This is a genomic window from Kitasatospora azatica KCTC 9699, from assembly GCF_000744785.1.
Taxonomy (GTDB): domain Bacteria; phylum Actinomycetota; class Actinomycetes; order Streptomycetales; family Streptomycetaceae; genus Kitasatospora; species Kitasatospora azatica.
In genome coordinates this window covers 1,533,826-1,551,528 of sequence record NZ_JQMO01000003.1, presented here as the reverse complement: position 1 = coordinate 1,551,528, position 17,703 = coordinate 1,533,826, and the positions used below count along the sequence as shown (strand labels likewise).

General features: G+C 71.9%; 13 protein-coding genes. 7 read left to right on the top strand and 6 right to left on the bottom strand.

Annotation, left to right across the window (positions count from 1 at the left end):
* Window positions 1-44 precede the first annotated feature (44 nt).
* The 6 genes from BR98_RS17675 (at window position 45) to pyk (ending at window position 9,816) form a co-directional block, all read left to right on the top strand.
* Window positions 45-1,592 carry a maltokinase N-terminal cap-like domain-containing protein gene (locus BR98_RS17675; RefSeq protein WP_198042240.1) on the top strand — a complete coding sequence of 516 codons (1,548 nt, stop codon included), beginning with the start codon at window positions 45-47 and terminating at the stop codon, window positions 1,590-1,592.
* A 53-nt stretch (window positions 1,593-1,645) separates the two neighbouring features.
* A complete protein-coding gene (gene glgB / locus BR98_RS17670; protein WP_232247449.1) occupies window positions 1,646-4,108 on the top strand; it encodes a 1,4-alpha-glucan branching protein GlgB in 2,463 nt (820 codons plus the stop codon).
* 57 nt (window positions 4,109-4,165) lie between these two features.
* On the top strand, window positions 4,166-4,840 hold the full coding sequence (locus tag BR98_RS17665) for a hypothetical protein (RefSeq protein WP_035845891.1): 675 nt from the start codon (window positions 4,166-4,168) through the stop codon (window positions 4,838-4,840).
* Between the two features lie 159 nt (window positions 4,841-4,999).
* The gene (gene pta / locus BR98_RS17660) at window positions 5,000-7,126 is read left to right on the top strand and encodes a phosphate acetyltransferase (protein ID WP_035845890.1); all 2,127 of its coding nucleotides are present in this window, start codon (window positions 5,000-5,002) and stop codon (window positions 7,124-7,126) included.
* Entirely contained in the window at window positions 7,123-8,331 is a 1,209-nt protein-coding gene (locus BR98_RS17655) for an acetate kinase (RefSeq protein ID WP_035845888.1), read from the top strand. Before pta ends, BR98_RS17655 begins: the two co-directional genes overlap by 4 nt.
* 60 nt (window positions 8,332-8,391) lie before the next feature.
* Window positions 8,392-9,816, top strand: a complete 1,425-nt coding sequence (gene pyk / locus BR98_RS17650) for a pyruvate kinase (protein ID WP_035845887.1) — start codon at window positions 8,392-8,394, stop codon at window positions 9,814-9,816.
* 87 nt (window positions 9,817-9,903) lie between these two features.
* On the opposite strand, the gene BR98_RS17645 is transcribed toward pyk, so the two are convergent.
* The 4 genes from BR98_RS17645 to trxA form a co-directional block, all read right to left on the bottom strand.
* A complete protein-coding gene (locus BR98_RS17645) occupies window positions 9,904-11,274 on the bottom strand; it encodes a hypothetical protein (protein ID WP_035845886.1) in 1,371 nt (456 codons plus the stop codon).
* Window positions 11,275-11,392: 118 nt separating this feature from the next.
* Window positions 11,393-12,004: a DUF6114 domain-containing protein gene (locus tag BR98_RS17640; RefSeq protein WP_157537826.1), complete on the bottom strand. Its 612-nt coding sequence runs from the start codon at window positions 12,002-12,004 to the stop codon at window positions 11,393-11,395.
* Between the two features lie 172 nt (window positions 12,005-12,176).
* Window positions 12,177-12,827: a DUF6230 family protein gene (locus tag BR98_RS17635; RefSeq protein ID WP_035845884.1), complete on the bottom strand. Its 651-nt coding sequence runs from the start codon at window positions 12,825-12,827 to the stop codon at window positions 12,177-12,179.
* Window positions 12,828-13,509: 682 nt separating this feature from the next.
* A complete protein-coding gene (trxA, locus tag BR98_RS17625) occupies window positions 13,510-14,499 on the bottom strand; it encodes a thioredoxin (RefSeq protein ID WP_035845880.1) in 990 nt (329 codons plus the stop codon).
* Window positions 14,500-14,811: 312 nt separating this feature from the next.
* Between trxA and BR98_RS17620 the strand changes: the two genes are divergently transcribed.
* Complete coding sequence (locus BR98_RS17620) at window positions 14,812-15,441, top strand: TetR/AcrR family transcriptional regulator (protein ID WP_035845879.1); 630 nt, start codon at window positions 14,812-14,814, stop codon at window positions 15,439-15,441.
* A 58-nt stretch (window positions 15,442-15,499) separates the two neighbouring features.
* Here BR98_RS17620 and BR98_RS17615 read toward each other — a convergent pair whose 3' ends face one another.
* Window positions 15,500-17,200: an acyl-CoA mutase large subunit family protein gene (locus BR98_RS17615; RefSeq protein WP_035845877.1), complete on the bottom strand. Its 1,701-nt coding sequence runs from the start codon at window positions 17,198-17,200 to the stop codon at window positions 15,500-15,502.
* A 141-nt stretch (window positions 17,201-17,341) separates the two neighbouring features.
* Window positions 17,342-17,680, bottom strand: a complete 339-nt coding sequence (locus tag BR98_RS17610) for a DUF3817 domain-containing protein (RefSeq protein WP_035845876.1) — start codon at window positions 17,678-17,680, stop codon at window positions 17,342-17,344.
* Window positions 17,681-17,703 lie beyond the last annotated feature (23 nt).

The following is a 17,703-nucleotide window of genomic DNA, read 5'->3' as shown; positions in this document are numbered from 1 at the left end:
CCAGATCCGTCAGGCCGTCAGCCCGCTTCCGGGGAAAGGGAGTCATGTCGGAAATCTCCCGTTCTCAAGCCCACGCCCACCGCGACGCGGGTACCGCGCCGCGCGGCTCGGGCAGCCCAGGCAGTCCCGGCGGGCCGCACGGTGCCGCCGGCGCCGGCCGCGGCGCCGGGGGGCACCCGCCGGCGGGACACACCGGCAGACCCCGCACCAGCGGGTCGCTGGCGGTCGGGGACCTGGTCGAGGCCGCCCTGCCGCTGATCGCGGACTGGCTGCCCAGCCAGCGCTGGTACGCGGGCAAGGGGCAGGCGATCACCGGGCTGCGCCCGGTCACCGCGACCCCGCTGCTGACCGGCGACCCGGCCATGGTCCACCTGCTGCTGCGAGTGGAGCACGGCGACGGCGCCGACCTGTACCAGTTGCTGCTCGGCCTGCGCGCCGAGGCGCCGCCCGGGCTGCTCCCGGAGGCCTCGCTGGGCAGCCTCACCCACGGCCCGTACGACGGCGCCGCGCTCTACGACGCGGTGCACGACCCGGAGCTGACCGGCCGGCTGCTCGGCCACCTGGCCACCGCCGACCGGTTCGGTCCGCTGGCCTTCCGGCGCACCCCTGGTCCCGGCCTGCCGAGCGACCTGCTGGGCCGGGCCGGCACCGCCGAGCAGTCCAACACCTCGGTGATCTACGGCACCCAGTTCATCCTGAAGCTGTTCCGTCGGATCAGCCCCGGCACCAACCCGGACCTGGAGCTCTCGCTGGCGCTCTCCCGAGCCGGCTCCACCCGGATCCCCCGGGTGGCGGCCTGGTTCGAGAGCCGGCTGGTGGGTGCCGAACCGGCCACCCTGGGCCTGCTGCAACGCTTCCTGCCGGATGCGGAGGACGGCTGGGAGCTGGCGTTGGACCAGGTGGCCCGACTCAAGGGCGACCCCAGCCCCGGCAACTTCGCGGTGGAGGCGCACCGGCTCGGCCGGGCCACCGCCGAGGTGCACCGGGTGCTGGCCCGAGCGCTGCCGGTGGCCCGGCTGGACCGCGAGCAGGTCAGTCGGCTGGCCACCCAGATGGCCGAGCGGCTCGACGTGGCCGCCGCGGCCGTCCCGGCGCTGCGCCGGTACCGGCCGGCCCTGCACGCCGCCTTCCAGCAGCTGACCGCCGACCACCTCACCGGGCTCACCGTGCAGCGGATCCACGGCGACCTGCACCTGGGCCAGGCGATGCGCACCCCGCACGGCTGGGTGCTGCTGGACTTCGAGGGCGAGCCGGCCAAGTCGGTGGCCGAGCGGCGGGTGCCGCAGCCGGCCCTGCGGGACGTGGCGGCGATGCTGCGCTCCTTCGACTATGCGGCGGCCCACCTGCTGGCCGGCGCCGAGCCGGATCCGCAGCTGGCCCATCTGGCGGCGGGCTGGGCGGCCCGCAACCGGACCGCCTACTGCGCCGGCTACACGGCGGCCGGCGGCACCGATCCGGCGAGCTGCCCGGAGCTGCTGCGTGCCCTGGAGATCGACAAGGCGGTGTACGAGGTGGTCTACGAGGCCCGGCACCGGCCCGGCTGGCTGCCGATCCCGTTGACCGCCATCCACCGCCTTGCCACCTCGACCTGACCGCTCGCCAGCTGATTGCCCGTCCGTTCCGACCCAGCCTGGAGGATCCCGCCGTGGCCCCGCTCGACCGCCCCAACCCGACCGTGCCCGCCACCTTCCTGCCGGGACGCCCGGGCACCAGGGGCGGCCGAGCCCAGACGCCCCGGCGGGCCCAGTCGTCCCGCTCGACCGAGCCCACGGCCGAGACCGCAGCCGAGGCGGCGGCTGCGGCCGTCGAGGACGCAGCCGAGGCCGCTGAGACTGCGTCCGAGGTGGTCCCCGTCGTGGTGCCGGCTCCCGGCTCGCCCGCGCCGGCGATCGCCGTCGACACCCCGGTGCTGCGGCTGGCCGAGGCGCCGCTGGCCCCGGCGGAGATCGACCGCCTGGTCGCCGGCGCGCACCACGACCCGCACGCGCTGCTCGGTGCGCACCCCACCACCGGCGGCACCGCGATCCGCGTGCTGCGCCCGCTGGCCGACCGGGTGACCATCGAAACCGCGTACGGTCCGGCCGAGTTGACCCACCAGCAGGGCGGACTGTTCACCGGTCTGCTGCCCGGCTCGGCGATCCCCGCCTACCAGCTGCGGGTGGGCTACCCGGGCACCGAGCCCACCCTGCAGGAGGACGGCTACCGGTTGCCGCCCAGCCTCGGCGAGCTGGACCTGCACCTGATCCGGGAGGGCCGCCACGAGCAGCTGTGGCAGGCGCTCGGCGCGCACCCGCGCACCGTGCAGGGGATCACCGGCACGGCCTTCGCGGTCTGGGCGCCGAACGCCGTCGGGGTGCGGCTGGCGGGCGACTTCAACCACTGGGACGGCACCGGCTTCCCGATGCGTTCGCTGGGCGCCAGCGGGGTCTGGGAGCTGTTCGTCCCCGGGCTCGGGGTGGGCGCGCTCTACAAGTTCGAGATCCGCACCCGGGACGGGCAGCTGGTGCAGAAGGCCGACCCGCTGGCCCGCGCGGCCCAGTGCCCGCCCGGCACCGCCTCGGTGGTCACCGCCTCCGAGTACACCTGGCAGGACGCCGACTGGCTGGCCCGCCGGGCCCGCACCCACCACCACCGCGCGCCGATGTCGGTCTACGAGCTGCACCTCGGCTCCTGGCGGCCGGGCCTGAGCTACCGCCAGCTGGCCGAGGAACTTCCCGCCTATCTTCAGGAGTTGAACTTCACCCATGTGGAGTTCATGCCGGTGATGGAGCACCCCTTCGGTGGTTCCTGGGGCTACCAGGTGTCCGGTTTCTACGCCCCGACCGCGCGGTTCGGTTCGCCGGACGACTTCAAGTACCTGATCGACGCGCTGCACCAGGCCGGGATCGGGGTGATCGTCGACTGGGTCCCGGCGCACTTCCCCAAGGACGGCTTCGCGCTGGCCCGTTTCGACGGCGAGCCGCTGTACGAGCCGGCCGACCCGCGCCGCGCCGAGCACCCCGACTGGGGCACCCTCACCTTCGACTACGGCCGCACCGAGGTGCGCAACTTCCTGGTCGCCAACGCGGTGTACTGGTGCGAGGAGTTCCACATCGACGGACTGCGGGTGGACGCGGTGGCCTCGATGCTCTACCTCGACTACTCGCGCGAGGACGGCCAGTGGGCCCCCAACCAGTACGGCGGGCGGGAGAACCTGGACGCCGTCGGCTTCCTGCAGGAGATGAACGCCACCGTCTACCGGCGCTGCCCCGGCGCGATGACCATCGCCGAGGAGTCCACCGCCTGGGACGGCGTCACCCGCCCCACCGACACCGGGGGCCTGGGCTTCGGCCTGAAGTGGAACATGGGCTGGATGCACGACTCGCTGGTCTACATCTCCAAGGAGCCGATCCACCGCAAGTACCACCACAACGACATCACCTTCTCGATGGTGTACGCCTACTCGGAGAACTACATCCTGCCGATCTCGCACGACGAGGTGGTGCACGGCAAGCGGGCGCTGGTCTCCAAGATGCCCGGCGACTGGTGGCAGCAGCGCGCCAACCACCGCGCCTACCTCGGCTTCATGTGGGCCCACCCCGGTAAGCAACTGCTGTTCATGGGCCAGGAGTTCGCCCAGGGCGCCGAGTTCCACCACGAGCAGGGCCCGCAGTGGTGGGTGCTCGACGAGCAGTGGCCGGCCGCCGCCGACCACCGTGGCGTGCAGCGCCTGGTCAGCGAACTCAACCGGGTCTACCGGGACACCCCCGCCCTCTGGGAACTGGACACCACCCCCGACGGCTTCCGCTGGCTGGACGGCGGCGCGGCCGAGGACAACCTGCTCACCTTCGTCCGCTACGCCGCCGACGGCTCCCCCCTGGTCGCCGTCTGCAACTTCTCCCCCGTCGTCCGGCACGGCCACCGGGTGGGCCTGCCCGCCCTGTCCGGCACCGACCACCTCTGGGCCGAGGCCCTCAACACCGACGCCGCCCACTTCGGCGGCAGCGGGGTCGGCAACTCCGTGCCGATCAAGGCCGAGGCCGTCGAATGGAACGGCCAGCCGCGCAGCGCCGAACTGATCGTCCCGCCGCTGGCGACGGTCTGGCTCGTACCGTCAGGTAACAACTGATCAACGGTCCCCGTCGGTGCCCGCTGCCGGGCACCGACGGCGGGGATCATCACCCGGGTGTGGATATGGACCCTCCTGGGCATCGTCTTCGTCGCCGTCCCGCTCGGCTGCTGGGCCGTCCTGCTGCGCACGGCGGTGGTCGGCTCGGTGGTGGGCGCGCTGCTGCTGACGTACGCGGCGGTCGTCGTCGCCATGCACCTGGAATGGATCCCGGACGAGATCCAGGCGGAGGTGTACCTCGCCTACGCGCCGCTGACGGTCGCCCTGATCGCGCTCGGGACGCTGACCGAGGGGCGACTGCGGGGGAAGCGACCGAGCAAGGTGTACGTGGACATGCCCGGCGCCGTCGTCACGGCGCTCTGCGTGTACCTCGCGGCCACCGCCCTGGCCGCCCCCGGGTACCTGATGTTCCAGTCCTACGACTCGTTCGTCCCCTCCAGCACCTCGGTGCTGCCGCTGCCCGGCGGCCTGACCGTGCTCTCGGACACCACCGAGTGCACCACCGACTCCTGCGACCGGTACCTGGTGATCGGCGGCACCCACGGCCAGCCGCCGGACCAGGTGGTGCTCCGGCTCAAGGCCCACCTGATCTCCGCACACGGCTGGCAGCTCGGCCCGAGCGACACCGCGCAGCAGCGGTTCGGCTGGCTGCTGATCCACCATCAGGTCCGTCTCACCCTCACCTCCACCGACCAGGGTGCCCGGGTCGAACTCGACGGCGTCTATCCCTGAGCCGTTCCGGCCGTTCCGCCCCCGCCCAAGTGACCTTCGTCCCTTGCTCCGCCCGGCCGCATCCGCATGCGAACGCCTGACCCAACTGCGAAGGTATGGTCGGAGCTGGGTCCGGCCCGCACGGGTGACGGGAAGCCCGGAGCGAACGGAGTGACGCGGGTGGCGCGCAGTGTGTACGTGACCGGGATCGACCGGGGGGACGGCCGCCAGGCGGTCGAGCTCGGGGTCATGGAACTGCTCACCCGTCAGGTGGACCGGGTCGGGGTGTTCCGTCCGCTGGTGCACGCGGCGGCGCCGGGTGAGGCGGGCTCGGACCACGTGGTGGAGCTGCTGCGGGCCCGCTACCGGCTGGACCTGCCGGCCGCCGAACTGTACGGGCTCACCTACGAGGAGGCCGCCGCGCTGCAGGCCGCCCAGGGGCAGGACGAGCTGGTCTCGGCGCTGGTCGACCGGTTCCGCGCGCTGGAGCGCCACTGCCAGGCCGTCCTGGTGCTCGGCACCGACTTCGCGGACACCAACATCCCCGACGAGCTGGCCTTCAACGCCCGGCTCGCCAACGAGTTCGGCGCCTGGGTGCTGCCGGTGGTGGGCGGCCAGCAGAAGGAGCCGGAGGCGGTGGTCGCCGAGGTCCGCAACGCCTACCGCGCCTACACCGACCTCGGCTGCTCCACCCTGGCGATGATCGCCAACCGGGTGGCCCCGGGTGCCAAGCAGCCGGTCCTGCGCGGGCTGAGCAGCAAGCTGCCGGTGCCGGCCTATGTGATCCCCGAGGAACTCGCGCTCTCCGCGCCCACGGTGGCGCAGCTGGTCGAGGCCACCGGCGCCGAGGTGCTGCTCGGTGATGCGGCGGGACTGGCCCGGGACGTGCGCGGCTTCGTCTTCGGCGGCGCGATGCTGCCGACCTTCCTCGGCGCGCTGACCGAGGGGGCGCTGGTGGTGACCCCCGGGGACCGGGCCGACCTGCTGATCGGCTCGCTGGCCGCCCACGCGGCCGGCGCGCCGCCGATCGCCGGGGTGCTGCTGACACTGGATCAGCACCCGGGCCCGGACGTGCTGGCGCTGGCCGCCCGACTGGCCCCCGGCACCCCGGTGGCCGTGGTCGGCGAGGGCAGCTGGCCGACCGCCGCCGCCCTCACCCACCTGGAGGGCAAGCTCGGTTCGACCAGTCCGCGCAAGGCCGAGATCGCCCTCGGCCTGTTCGAACTGCACGTCGACACCGCCGAACTGACCAGCCGGATCGAGCTGAGCCGCTCGGACCGGGTGACCCCGATGATGTTCGAGCACGAGCTGCTGGAGCGGGCCCGTGGCAACCGGCGGCACGTGGTGATGCCGGAGGGCACCGAGGAGCGGGTGCTGCGGGCCGCCGAGATCCTGCTGCGCCGCAACATCTGCGACCTGACCCTGCTCGGCGAGGTGGACGCGGTGCGCCGCAAGGCCGCGAGCCTGGGCATCACGCTGCCCGTGGAGGAGACCGGCGACCGCGCACAGGTGCGGATCGTGGACCCGGCCACCAGCCCGCTGCGCCAGCGCTTCGCCGAGCTCTACGCCGAACTGCGCGCGCACAAGGGCATGACCGTGGAGCTGGCCCTCGACCTGGTCACCGACGTCAGCTACTTCGGCACCCTGATGGTGCAGGAGGGCATCGCCGACGGCATGGTGAGCGGTGCGGTGCACTCCACCGCCGCGACCATCCGCCCGGCCTTCGAGGTGATCAAGACCTCGCCGGGCGCGGCCATCGTCTCCAGCGTCTTCTTCATGTGCCTGGCCGACAAGGTGCTGGTCTACGGCGACTGCGCGGTCAATCCCGACCCGGACGCCCAGCAGCTGGCCGACATCGCGATCCAGTCCGCCGAGACCGCCGCCCAGTTCGGCGTGCAGCCGAGGGTCGCGATGCTCTCCTACTCGACCGGCACCTCGGGCTCCGGCGCGGACGTGGACAAGGTCCGCAAGGCCACCGAGCTGGTCCGGGCGGCCCGCCCGGAGCTGCTGGTGGAGGGCCCGATCCAGTACGACGCGGCGGTGGACGCGCATGTGGCCGCGACCAAGCTGCCGGGCTCGGCGGTGGCGGGGCGGGCCACCGTGCTGATCTTCCCGGACCTGAACACCGGCAACAACACCTACAAGGCGGTGCAGCGCTCGGCCGGCGCGGTGGCGGTCGGCCCGGTGCTGCAGGGCCTGCGCAAGCCGGTCAACGACCTGTCGCGGGGCGCGACGGTCCAGGACATCGTCAACACCGTGGCGATCACCGCCATCCAGTCCCAGAGCGCCAAGGAGGAGTCCCGATGAGCGAGGCGACCAGGGTCCTGGTACTCAACGCCGGCTCCTCCTCGGTCAAGTACCAGCTGATCGAGATGCTGGACGGCCGGCGGCTGGCGGCCGGCCTGGTGGAGAAGATCGGCGAGCGGACCGGCCGACTGGTGCACACCCCCGGCACCGGGGAGCGGCGCGAGTCGACGCAGGTCTTCGCGGACCACTCGGCCGCGCTCAAGGCGGTGGCCGAGGAGCTGGCCGCCGACGGGCTCGGCCTGGACTCCCCCGAACTCGCCGCGATCGGCCACCGGGTGGTGCACGGCGGCAAGCGGTTCACCGCACCGACCGTGGTCACCGACGAGGTGCTGACCGAGATCCGCCGCCTGGTGCCGGTCGCCCCGCTGCACAATCCGGCCAACATCACCGGCATCGAGGTGGCCCGGGCGCTGCGCCCCGACCTGCCGCAGGTGGCGGTCTTCGACACCGCCTTCCACACCACCGTCCCGGAGTACGCCGCCCGCTACGCGATCGACACCGCCGTGGCGGACGAGCACCGGGTGCGCCGCTACGGCTTCCACGGCACCTCGCACCAGTACGTGGCCCGGGCCACCGCCCGGCTGCTGGGCCGGGACCCGGCGGAGCTGAACGTGATCGTGCTGCACCTGGGCAACGGCGCCTCGGCCTCGGCGGTGGCCGGCGGGGTCTGCGTTGAGACCTCGATGGGTCTGACCCCGCTGGAGGGCCTGGTGATGGGCACTCGTTCGGGTGATATCGACCCCGGTGTGGTCTTCCACCTGCACCGGGTGGGCGGCCTGTCAATCGACGAGATCGACGATCTGCTCAACCGCCGCAGCGGCCTGCTCGGCCTGTGCGGCGAGAACGACATGCGGGAGATCCTGCGCCGCGTGGAGCAGGGCGACGAGGCCGCGCAACTGGCCTTCGACAGCTACATCCACCGGTTGCGCAAGTACCTCGGCGGCTACTACGCGGTGCTCGGCCGGGTGGACGCGATCGCCTTCACGGCGGGGGTCGGCGAGAACGCCGCGCCGGTGCGCGCGGCCGCCACCGCCGGTCTCGAGGGGCTGGGCATCGCGGTGGACGCCGAGCTCAACTCGGTCCGCTCGGGCGAGGCCCGGGTGATTTCACCGGAATACTCGCGAGTAACTGTGGCGGTGGTTCCGACCGACGAGGAGTTGGAGATCGCCCAACAGGCTTTCGCCCTCGTCCATCCGAGTCAATGACCGGGTATCGGAGGTTCGCCCCAATCCCCGGGAATAACTCATACGGATAGGATCATCCATATGCGCCGAGCGAAAATTGTCTGCACCCTGGGTCCGGCCACGGACTCCTACGAACAGCTGAAGGCCATCGTCGAGGCGGGCATGAACGTCGCCCGCCTCAACATGAGCCACGGCTCCCACGCGGAGCACGAGGAGCGGTACCTCAAGGTCCGCCAGGTCGCCGGGGACACCGGCCGCGCCATTGGCGTGCTGGCCGACCTGCAGGGCCCCAAGATCCGTCTGGCGACCTTCGCCAACGGGCCGGTGACCGTTGACAACGGCGACACGTTCACCATCACCACCGAGGACGTCCCCGGTGACCAGCACATCTGCGGAACCACCTACAAGGGCCTGCCCGGCGACGTGAAGCCCGGCGACCCGATCCTGATCAACGACGGCGTCATCGCCCTGGAGGTCGTCAGCGTCGACGGCCCGCGGGTGAAGACCGTGGTGGTCGAGGGCGGTGTGCTCTCCAACAACAAGGGCATCAACCTGCCCGGCGCGGCCGTCAACGTGCCCGCCCTCTCCGAGAAGGACAAGGACGACCTGCGCTTCGCGCTCCGTCTGGGCGTCGACATGGTCGCCCTCTCCTTCGTCCGCAACGCCGCCGACATCGACGACGTGCACAAGGTGATGGACGAGGTCGGCATCCGGGTGCCGGTGATCGCCAAGATCGAGAAGCCGCAGGCGGTCGAGGCGATGGAGGAGATCGTCCTCGCCTTCGACGCGATCATGGTGGCCCGTGGCGACCTGGCCGTCGAGTACCCGCTGGAGAAGGTGCCGCTGGTCCAGAAGAAGCTGATCACGCTGGCCCGCCGCAACGCCAAGCCGGTCATCGTCGCCACCCAGATGATGGAGTCGATGATCCACGCCTCCCGGCCGACCCGCGCCGAGGTCTCGGACGTCGCCAACGCGATCCTGGACGGCACCGACGCGGTGATGCTCTCCGCCGAGTCCAGCGTCGGCAAGTACCCGGTCGAGACGGTCAAGACCATGAGCCGGATCGCCGAGCAGGCCGAGGTCGAGCTGCTCGCCCAGGGCCTGCAGCCGCTCAACCCGGGCCGCAAGCCGCGCACCCAGGGCGGCTCGGTGGCCCGCGCGGCCTGCGAGCTGGGCGACTTCCTGGACGCACAGGCGCTGGTGGCGTTCACCAAGTCCGGTGACACCGCCCGCCGGCTCTCCCGCTACCGCTCGCCGATCCCGGTGATCGCCTTCACCCCGGACTCGGCCACCCGCAACCAGCTCTCGCTGAGCTGGGGCGTCGAGGCCTACGTCACCGAGCAGGTGGCCACCACCGACGAGATGGTGCTCCAGGTCGACCAGGAGCTGCTGAGCATGAAGCGCCTGGGCGAGGGCGACACGGTGATCGTCACCGCCGGCTCGCCGCCCGGCGTGCCCGGCAACACCAACATGGTCCAGGTGCACCACCTGGGTTCGCGCGTCTGACGCACACGCGGAAGGCCCCCGCTCGCAGCGCGAGCGGGGGCCTTCTACTGTCGGCCCGGAGCCTCGGAGTCCCGGAGCCTCGGCGGCTCAGAGGCCGTCGTACGGCGTGTCGTCGTTGTACATGTGCATCCCGGGGATGTGCAGGTTGCCGCCGAACTGGCCGGCCTGCACCGCCTTCACCTTGGTCAGCGCCATGTCGATCGGGATCGGGACCGAGCCGATCAGGTTGTACAGCCACTGCGGCAGCGTGTCCGGGGTGAGGGTGATCGCCCCGAGGTCCGGCAGCGGGATGCCGTAGAGCGAGGCGAGGTCGCCGCTCAGGCTCTCCACGTACATGATGATCGGGCCCTGACGCATGGTCGAGGTGGAGCCCGGGGCGCCCTTCACGTGGAAGGTCTGGGCCGGATTCTTGCCGGTCGCGGTGTTCTCGATCGTCGACATGTCGAGATTCTCGATGTCCACCGAGGAGACGGTGAACTTGAGCACCCGGTAGGTGCGGGTCGGGCTGTGCACCTCGTAGACGCCGCCGAAGACCGCGCCGTACAGCGACAGCCGCGAGGTGTGCAGGGTCCAGCTCTGGTCCGGCACCACCTGGCCGCCCAGCACGCCCGCCGGCTTCAGGCCGCTGGCGTCCACGGCGCAGAGCGGGCGGGCGTCACCGTTCGCCAGCGCCGAGGCGACGGCCGAGGGCGAGGCGGTGGCGGTCGGCGAGGCGGTGGCACCGGCACTCGGCGAGGCCGCGCCGCTCGGGGCGACGCTCGACGAACCGGACGGCGCACTCGACGGGGCGGCGCTCGCGGACCCGCCGGCTGCCGCGCCCGGCGCACTGGACGGCGCCGGTGCACCCGGCGTGGGCGCCGCGGTGGTCGGGGCGCCGGTCGGGGCGGCCGTGGGCTTGGCACTCGGCGCCGCGCTGGGCGAGCCGCTCGGCGCGGCCGTGCTCGGCGTGACCGGGGCGCCGACCTGGGGTGCGGCGGGGGCCGGAGTGCTCTGCGGGGTCTGCTGGTTCTGGTGGTTCGGGTCGAAGATCCCGGCGATGCCGCCGAGGATGTCGCCGATCAGGTCCTGGCTCTGGGTGGTCCCGGGCTGGACCGCGGAGGCCTGCACCACCTGGTTGGTGACCGTGCTGGCCGCCTGCAGCGGGCTGACGCCGGCCGGCGCCTGCGGCGGCGTGCCGAGGGTCGCGCTGACCGCCTGGCCGGTGCCGTTCGCGGCCGCCTTGGTGGGCGCGGCGGTGGGCGCGGCGGTGGCCGCCTTGGTGGGCGCGCTGGTGGGCGCAGCCGCCTTGCTGGGCGTGGCCGTGGCCGCCGTGCTGGGCGCGGGCACCGGGGTGAGCTGGCTCTTCGGGACCTGGGTGACCGTGGTCTGGCTGTCGGGCGCGCAGGCCGTGCTGGTCGAGCCGGCGGCCGCGGCCAGGTTGGGGGCCATGCTGCTGCCCATCAGCAGCGCGGTCGGCACGGCGGCGAAGGCCAGCAGCCGGGCCCGGTTGCGGCCGCGCTCGCGGGGGCGGCGTGCCGGGGGCCGTCGGCACGGCGCTGCGCGGGCAGCACCGGCTCGGCTTGCTCGTCCCGCGCGGTCACTTGGTCCCTCCCGCCTGCTCGGCGCTCGGTGCCTGCGGGCTGCTCTGCTCGACAGCCGGCTCGGTGCTCTGCTCAGCGACCGGCTCGGTGCTCTGCTCCACGGCCGCCTCGGCCGCCGGGGCCTGCTCGGTGTCGGCCGCCCAGTGGTTCATCACCGGCGGACCGGCGGCGATCATCGCCTCCGCCCGCTCCGCGTCCTCGGGCGACAGCGGCACCCAGGCGCAGAGCATGCCGCCGGCGATCAGCCCGAGGATCATGCCCGCCAGGAAGCCGCCGAAGTTGGAGACCGGGATCGAGATCAGGGTCAGGATGGTGACGCCGACGCCGCAGAAGACTCTGCTCATCGGCTGGAACCAGGCCGTGATGCCGAGCACGATCAGCAGCAGCCCGATCACCAGCGCACCGGCGCCGCCGGTGGTCGCCAGCGCCATGGTGAGGCCGCCCAGCGTCAGGTTCGCGTACGGGAAGTAGAGGATCGGCAGGCCCGCGAGGATGGCCAGCAGGCCGCCCCAGAACGGCCGGGTGCGGCGCCAGGCGGTGAACCGCCGCCACAGCCGGGTGGGCAGGCCGGTGCCTTCGGGCCAGAGGGGGGCAGTTGCGCTGGTCACGATGGAACTCCTCGCGGGATCTGTCCGAGGGGGAAAGCTTGGGGGGTGTGCGGCCAGGGGACGGCTCGAATCAGCCGCCCCCTGCCCGCCGGGGCCATCAGGATGGCCTCGGTCCGTTTCCGTGTGGTCCGCCCGGCGCTGTGACCCGGTCGGACGGACCGTCAGGGACGGATCAGTAGCACTCGACGCCGGCGCCGGAGCCCTGGTGGATGTTGAGCTTCAGGCCGTTGAGCGAGAAGGTGCCCGCCGAGGTGGCGTAGGCCGTCTGCTGAACGTTGCTCAGGTCGGCCGAGTCGGCGGCCTGGGCGAAGCCCGTGGCGCCGCTGGGCAGGCCGTGGCCCATGTGGTCCTTCCAGCCCTGGGTGGCGGTGCCCTTCAGGGTGGAGGCGTCCTGACCGATGGCGATGTTGTTGAACGTCGCGTCGGCGTTCAGCTGGTTCAGGTCGATCAGCAGGTTGCTGGCCTGGACCTGCTTGGCCGGGTCGTCGGACTGACCGGCGTTCAGCACCAGGGTCCACTTGCCCAGCGGGCCGAGGTCGGTGACCACGGACTGGCACAGGTTCTTGATGGTGGCGTGGTCGAACGCGGAGACGGCGATCACGTGCGGAGTGCCGTTGGTCTCCAGGTCGACGCCGCCGAACTGGGCGAAGTTGGTGCCGTGCAGCTGGTCGGTGGTCACCTTGAAGCTCTGACCCGACACGCTGAACGACGCGGCCAGCGCGCTCTGCGCGATGCTGACGCCGATACCGGCGGTGGCGGCGATGCTGGGCACCATCACGAGGGCGAAGCGCTTCCAGCGGGTCTTGCCATAAGTCTTGGACATGCGTGTCCTCCTTCTCGGACGTACATCTCCGGTTCGGGTCCGACACGCCTCGCGCGGATCCCGTCCTGGGATGGGAGAAGAGCTACGTCCTCGGTAGCGACGAGCACCGGCGTCAAGCGGACCGGACGGCCGGCGATCACCCCCCGAGCGACAACCAGACGATCACGCGGGGTCGCGCGATCGAGAAGTGAAGGACAGGAACCGCGGTGGGACGCGGACACCCCCCTGCCCTCCCAACCACCGGCCGGGGGCCGACGGTCACCCGGTGGGGATCCCGCGCTTCAGGTGTCCGGCAAGCTGCCGGGGAATGAAGTGAGGGACCGGGCGTGGCCGATCGTGCTGGAATCCCGGCCGAAGCACAAGAGGTGCCTTACTGACGGGTAATCCAACACTTGGCGGTAATGATCATGACTGGATCATGACATCGACGCAGCGTGACGAAAGTCGGGCTTCGTGCTGGAGAAATCTCCTGGAAACAGGAAGGAAACACCCGTGCGCGGTCACCCGAGGTGACCGCGCACGGGCCGTGTCAAGATTTGATAAACCTCGGCCGGATACACCTGATTGTCGCCTTATCCCTGACGACACCGCAGGTCACCTGCCGTGCCACCGGTTGCACCGGGGGCCAGCCGCCCGGCCGCCGAGGACTGCCGCAACGGACTGCCGCAGCGGACTCAGCGGACTAGAAGAGCACCCGGGCCAGCGCCGTCCGGGCCGCGGTCACCCGGGGGTCCTCCGAGCCGATCACCTCGAAGAGCTCCAGCAGCCGCAGCCGGGCGGTGTCCCGGTCGGCCCCGGCGGTCCGCCCGACGGTGTCCACCAGCCGCCCGAAGGCGTCCTCGACATGACCGCCCACCAGATCCAGGTCCGCCGCGTCCAGCTGGGCCTGCACGTTCTTCGGCTCGGTCGCGGCGGCGGCGCGGACGGCCTGCGGGTCGAAGGCCTCCACCCGGCGCAGCAACTGCGCCTGGGCCAGGCCGAGCTGGGCCTCTGCGTTGCCCGGCTGGTCGGCCAGCACGTTCTGGTAGGCCTGGATCGCCCCGCCCAGGTCGCCGCGGTCCAGCGCCTCGTGCGCGGCCTCCAGCGCCGGGTCCAGCGGCCGTCGCGGCGCCGCCGCGGCCGGGTCGCCGGCCTCGGCGCCCGCACCCGAGCCGCCGACGATGCCGAAGCGCTGCTCGGCCACCGCGATCAGCTGGTCCAGGATCTTGCGGACGTTGGCCTCGTTCTCGGCGCCCTGGAAGAGCGGCACCAGCTGGCCGGCCACCACGGCCATCACGGCCGGGATGCCCTGGATGCCGAACTGCTGGGCGATCAGCTGGTTGGCGTCGACGTCGATCTTGGCGAGCACGATCCGGCCGGCGTACTCCTCGGCCAGGCGCTCCAGGATCGGGCTGAGCTGCTTGCACGGGCCGCACCACTCGGCCCAGAAGTCGACCACCACCGGAACCTCGGTGGAGCGCTGGACGACCTCCTCCTCGAAGGTCTCCTCGCTGACGTCGATCACCAGCGGGTAGCCGGCGCCGGCGGCCGGCTCGCCGGCCTCAGCCTGGCGGGCTCGTTCGGCGCGGGCCTGCTCGGCCTTCTGTGCGGCCTCTCCGGCCGCCTTCACCGCGGCGAGGTCGACCGCACCGCGCAGGGCGGCGCTGTTCAGATGCGTGTTCCGTGGCTGCATGGCACCATCCTCCCCCGTTCGCGCCGGTGCCGGGCGCCATCCGCGGGGAAAACCCTCCGCAGATGCCCCGCCATAGCCAATTCCAGCCGGCGCGGATCCCCACCCGCGCCCCGCACCCGCCCCTCCCACAGGGCCAGCACGTGGTTGCCGCTCTATTCGCTACAGGTCGTAGCGTATCTGGCCCGGCCCCCGGTGCCGCAAGCCCCCGACCGCCCGGCGCCACGTGATGTGCCCCACTTTCGATCCCGTCCGTCTCTCGGTACGGTGAGCGTCCCCACCCAAGCTACTCATCAGTAAAGTCAAGGAGGCCCGGTGGCCCCCACCACGCAGCCGGCCCCACCCCGTGCCAAGGGGCGTCCGCGCAGTGCCGCCGCGGACCTGGCGATCCTCGACGCCACCCGCGCCGCGCTGGCCGAACTCGGCTGGGGCGGGCTCACCATGGGCGACGTCGCCAGCCGCGCCGGCGTCGCCAAGACCACCCTCTACCGGCGCTGGCCGTCCAAGAACGAGCTGGTGGTCGACGCCGTGGCCAGCCTCTTCGACCAGCTGGAGGTGACTGACCGGGGCAGCCTGCAGGCCGACATCGAATCGGTGGTCACCCAGTTCGCCGAACTGCTGGCCCGCCCGGAGAGCCAGGCCGCACTGCTCGCGCTGTTCGCCGAGGGCAGCCGCGACCCGCAGCTGCGGCTGCGGATCCGCGAGCACATCGTGGACCCGCAGAAGCGGCTGGTGCACCAGGGGCTGGCCAACGCGCAGGCCCGGGGCGAGATCTCCGGGGACAGCGACCCGGGGCAGAAGGCCGAGGAGATCGACATCATCTTCGACACCATCGCCGGCGCCGTCGAGCACCGGATGCTGGTGATCGGCGAGCCCGCCACCCCCGAGTGGATCCGCCGCTTCACCGACCTGCTGCTCACCCCGGGCCTCTACCAGGGCTGCTGACACGGCGGACCGCCGCCCGGGACGTCCCCGGACGGCGGTCCGCCGCTCAGCCCACGCGTCAGAAGCCGGCCGGCTCCCGGTAGATGCCCCACTCCTGGCGCAGCGCGTCGCAGATCTCGCCCAGCGTCGCCTCCGCCCGGACGGCCTGCAGCATCGGCGGGATCATGTTGCCGCCGTCCCGCGCGGCCGCCAGCATCGCGTCCAGCCCGGCCCGCACCGCGGCCTCGTCCCGGTCGGCCTTGCGCGCCGCCAGCACCCGGACCTGCTCGCGCTCCACCTCGTGGCTGACCCGGAGGATCTCCAGCTCCTTGGTGACGGACTTCGGGAAGCAGTTGACGCCGACCACCCGCTTCTCGCCCTTCTCCACCCCCTGCTGGTACTGGAAGGCGGCCTCGGCGATCTCGCCGGTGAAGAAGCCGTCCTCGATGCCGCGCAGGATGCCGGCCGTCATCGGACCGATCGGGTGGTCCTCGGTGCCCTTCGCCAGGCTCCCCTTGTCCAGGATCCGCGCGAAGATCTCCTCGGCCTGCGCCTCGATCCGGTCGGTCAGCGCCTCGACGTACCAGGAACCGCCCAGCGGGTCGGCCACGTTGGCCACCCCGGTCTCCTCCATCAGCACCTGCTGGGTGCGCAGGGCGATCTCGGCGGCCTGCTCGGAGGGCAGTGCCAGGGTCTCGTCAAGGGCGTTGGTGTGCAGCGAGTTGGTGCCGCCGAGCACCGCCGAGAGCGCCTCGACAGCGGTGCGCACCACGTTGTTGTACGGCTGCTGGGCGGTCAGCGAGACGCCGGCGGTCTGGGTGTGGAAGCGCAGCGACTGCGCCTTCGCGGTCTTGGCGCCGTACTTGTCGCGCAGCCAGCGGGCCCAGATCCGGCGGGCCGCGCGGAACTTGGCGATCTCCTCGAAGAAGTCCAGGTGCGCGTCGAAGAAGAACGAGAGCCCCGGCGCGAAGACGTCGACGTCCAGGCCGCGGGAGAGGCCCAGCTCGACGTAGGCGAAGCCGTCGGCCAGCGTGTAGGCGAGCTCCTGCGCGGCCGTGGCTCCGGCCTCGCGGATGTGGTAGCCGGAGACCGAGAGCGGCTTGTAGGCGGGGATGCCGGCCGCGCAGTACTCCATCAGGTCGCCGATCAGGCGCAGGTGCGGCTCGGGGGCGAAGAGCCACTCCTTCTGCGCGATGTACTCCTTGAAGATGTCGGTCTGCAGGGTGCCGTTGAGCACGCCCGGGTCGACACCCTGGCGCTCGGCGGCCACCAGGTACATGCAGAAGATCGGCACCGCCGGGCCGCTGATCGTCATCGAGGTGGTGACGTCGCCGAGCGGGATGCCCTTGAACAGCACCTCCATGTCGGCGGCCGAGTCGATGGCGACGCCGCAGTGGCCCACCTCGCCCAGGGCCTTGGCGTCGTCGGAGTCGAAGCCCATCAGGGTGGGCATGTCGAAGGCGACCGAGAGGCCGCCGCCGCCGGCCTCCAGGATCATCCGGTAGCGCTCGTTGGTCTGCTCGGCGTTGCCGAAGCCGGCGAACTGGCGGATGGTCCAGGTCCGGCCGCGGTAGCCGGTGGGGTGCAGGCCGCGGGTGTACGGGTACTCCCCCGGCCAGCCGATCCGCTCGAACCCCTCGTAGTCCTGGCCGGCGGGCGGGCCGTAGAGCGGCTGCACCTCGTCGCCCGAGAGGGTGGTGAAGTCGGCGTCACGCTTGCGCGCGCTGTCGTAGCGCTGCTGCCAGCGCTGCCTGCCGCGCTCGATCTCCTCGGCGTCCATGGGCTCCGCTCCGCTGCTTGATAGTAGGACGTCCTAGCAATTTACTCGGACGTCCTACTACTTGTCGATGGCCGACGGAACGCAAAAGACCCCCGCCGGAGCGGGGGTCCCAATTCACCGGTAAGGCCGCACCGGTACGGGTCAGGCGCTGACCGGCTGCTTGGCCGGCGCCTCGGCCCGGTCGCCGGCCGCCTCGCGGACCACCCGGCGCTCGGCGAAGAACGAGGCGAACGGGATGCAGCCCGCGGCCAGCGTGAAGACCAGCCGGCCGAGCGGCCACTTGAGCTTCTGGCCGAGCAGGAAGGTCACCACGAAGTAACCGATGTACAGGTAGCCGTGCAGCATCGCCACGTAGGTGGTGAGGTCCTTGGCGGCGCCGAAACCGTACTTCGCGATCATGAAGCCGCAGAAGATCAGCAGCGCGCAGCCGGTGGCGATGGCCAGCACGCGGTACCAGGTGAGCAGGGGGTTGGACTTCATGGTCGGCAGCCTTCGCTAGACAA

Coding starts and splice junctions, on each gene's coding strand:
- pyk (WP_035845887.1), top strand. CDS start 8,392: ATGCGCCGAGCGAAAATTGTCTGCACCCTGGGTCCGGCCACGGACTCC.
- BR98_RS17635 (WP_035845884.1), bottom strand. CDS start 12,827: ATGTCCAAGACTTATGGCAAGACCCGCTGGAAGCGCTTCGCCCTCGTG.
- trxA (WP_035845880.1), bottom strand. CDS start 14,499: ATGCAGCCACGGAACACGCATCTGAACAGCGCCGCCCTGCGCGGTGCG.
- BR98_RS17610 (WP_035845876.1), bottom strand. CDS start 17,680: ATGAAGTCCAACCCCCTGCTCACCTGGTACCGCGTGCTGGCCATCGCC.
- BR98_RS17655 (WP_035845888.1), top strand. CDS start 7,123: ATGAGCGAGGCGACCAGGGTCCTGGTACTCAACGCCGGCTCCTCCTCG.
- BR98_RS17675 (WP_198042240.1), top strand. CDS start 45: ATGTCGGAAATCTCCCGTTCTCAAGCCCACGCCCACCGCGACGCGGGT.
- BR98_RS17615 (WP_035845877.1), bottom strand. CDS start 17,200: ATGGACGCCGAGGAGATCGAGCGCGGCAGGCAGCGCTGGCAGCAGCGC.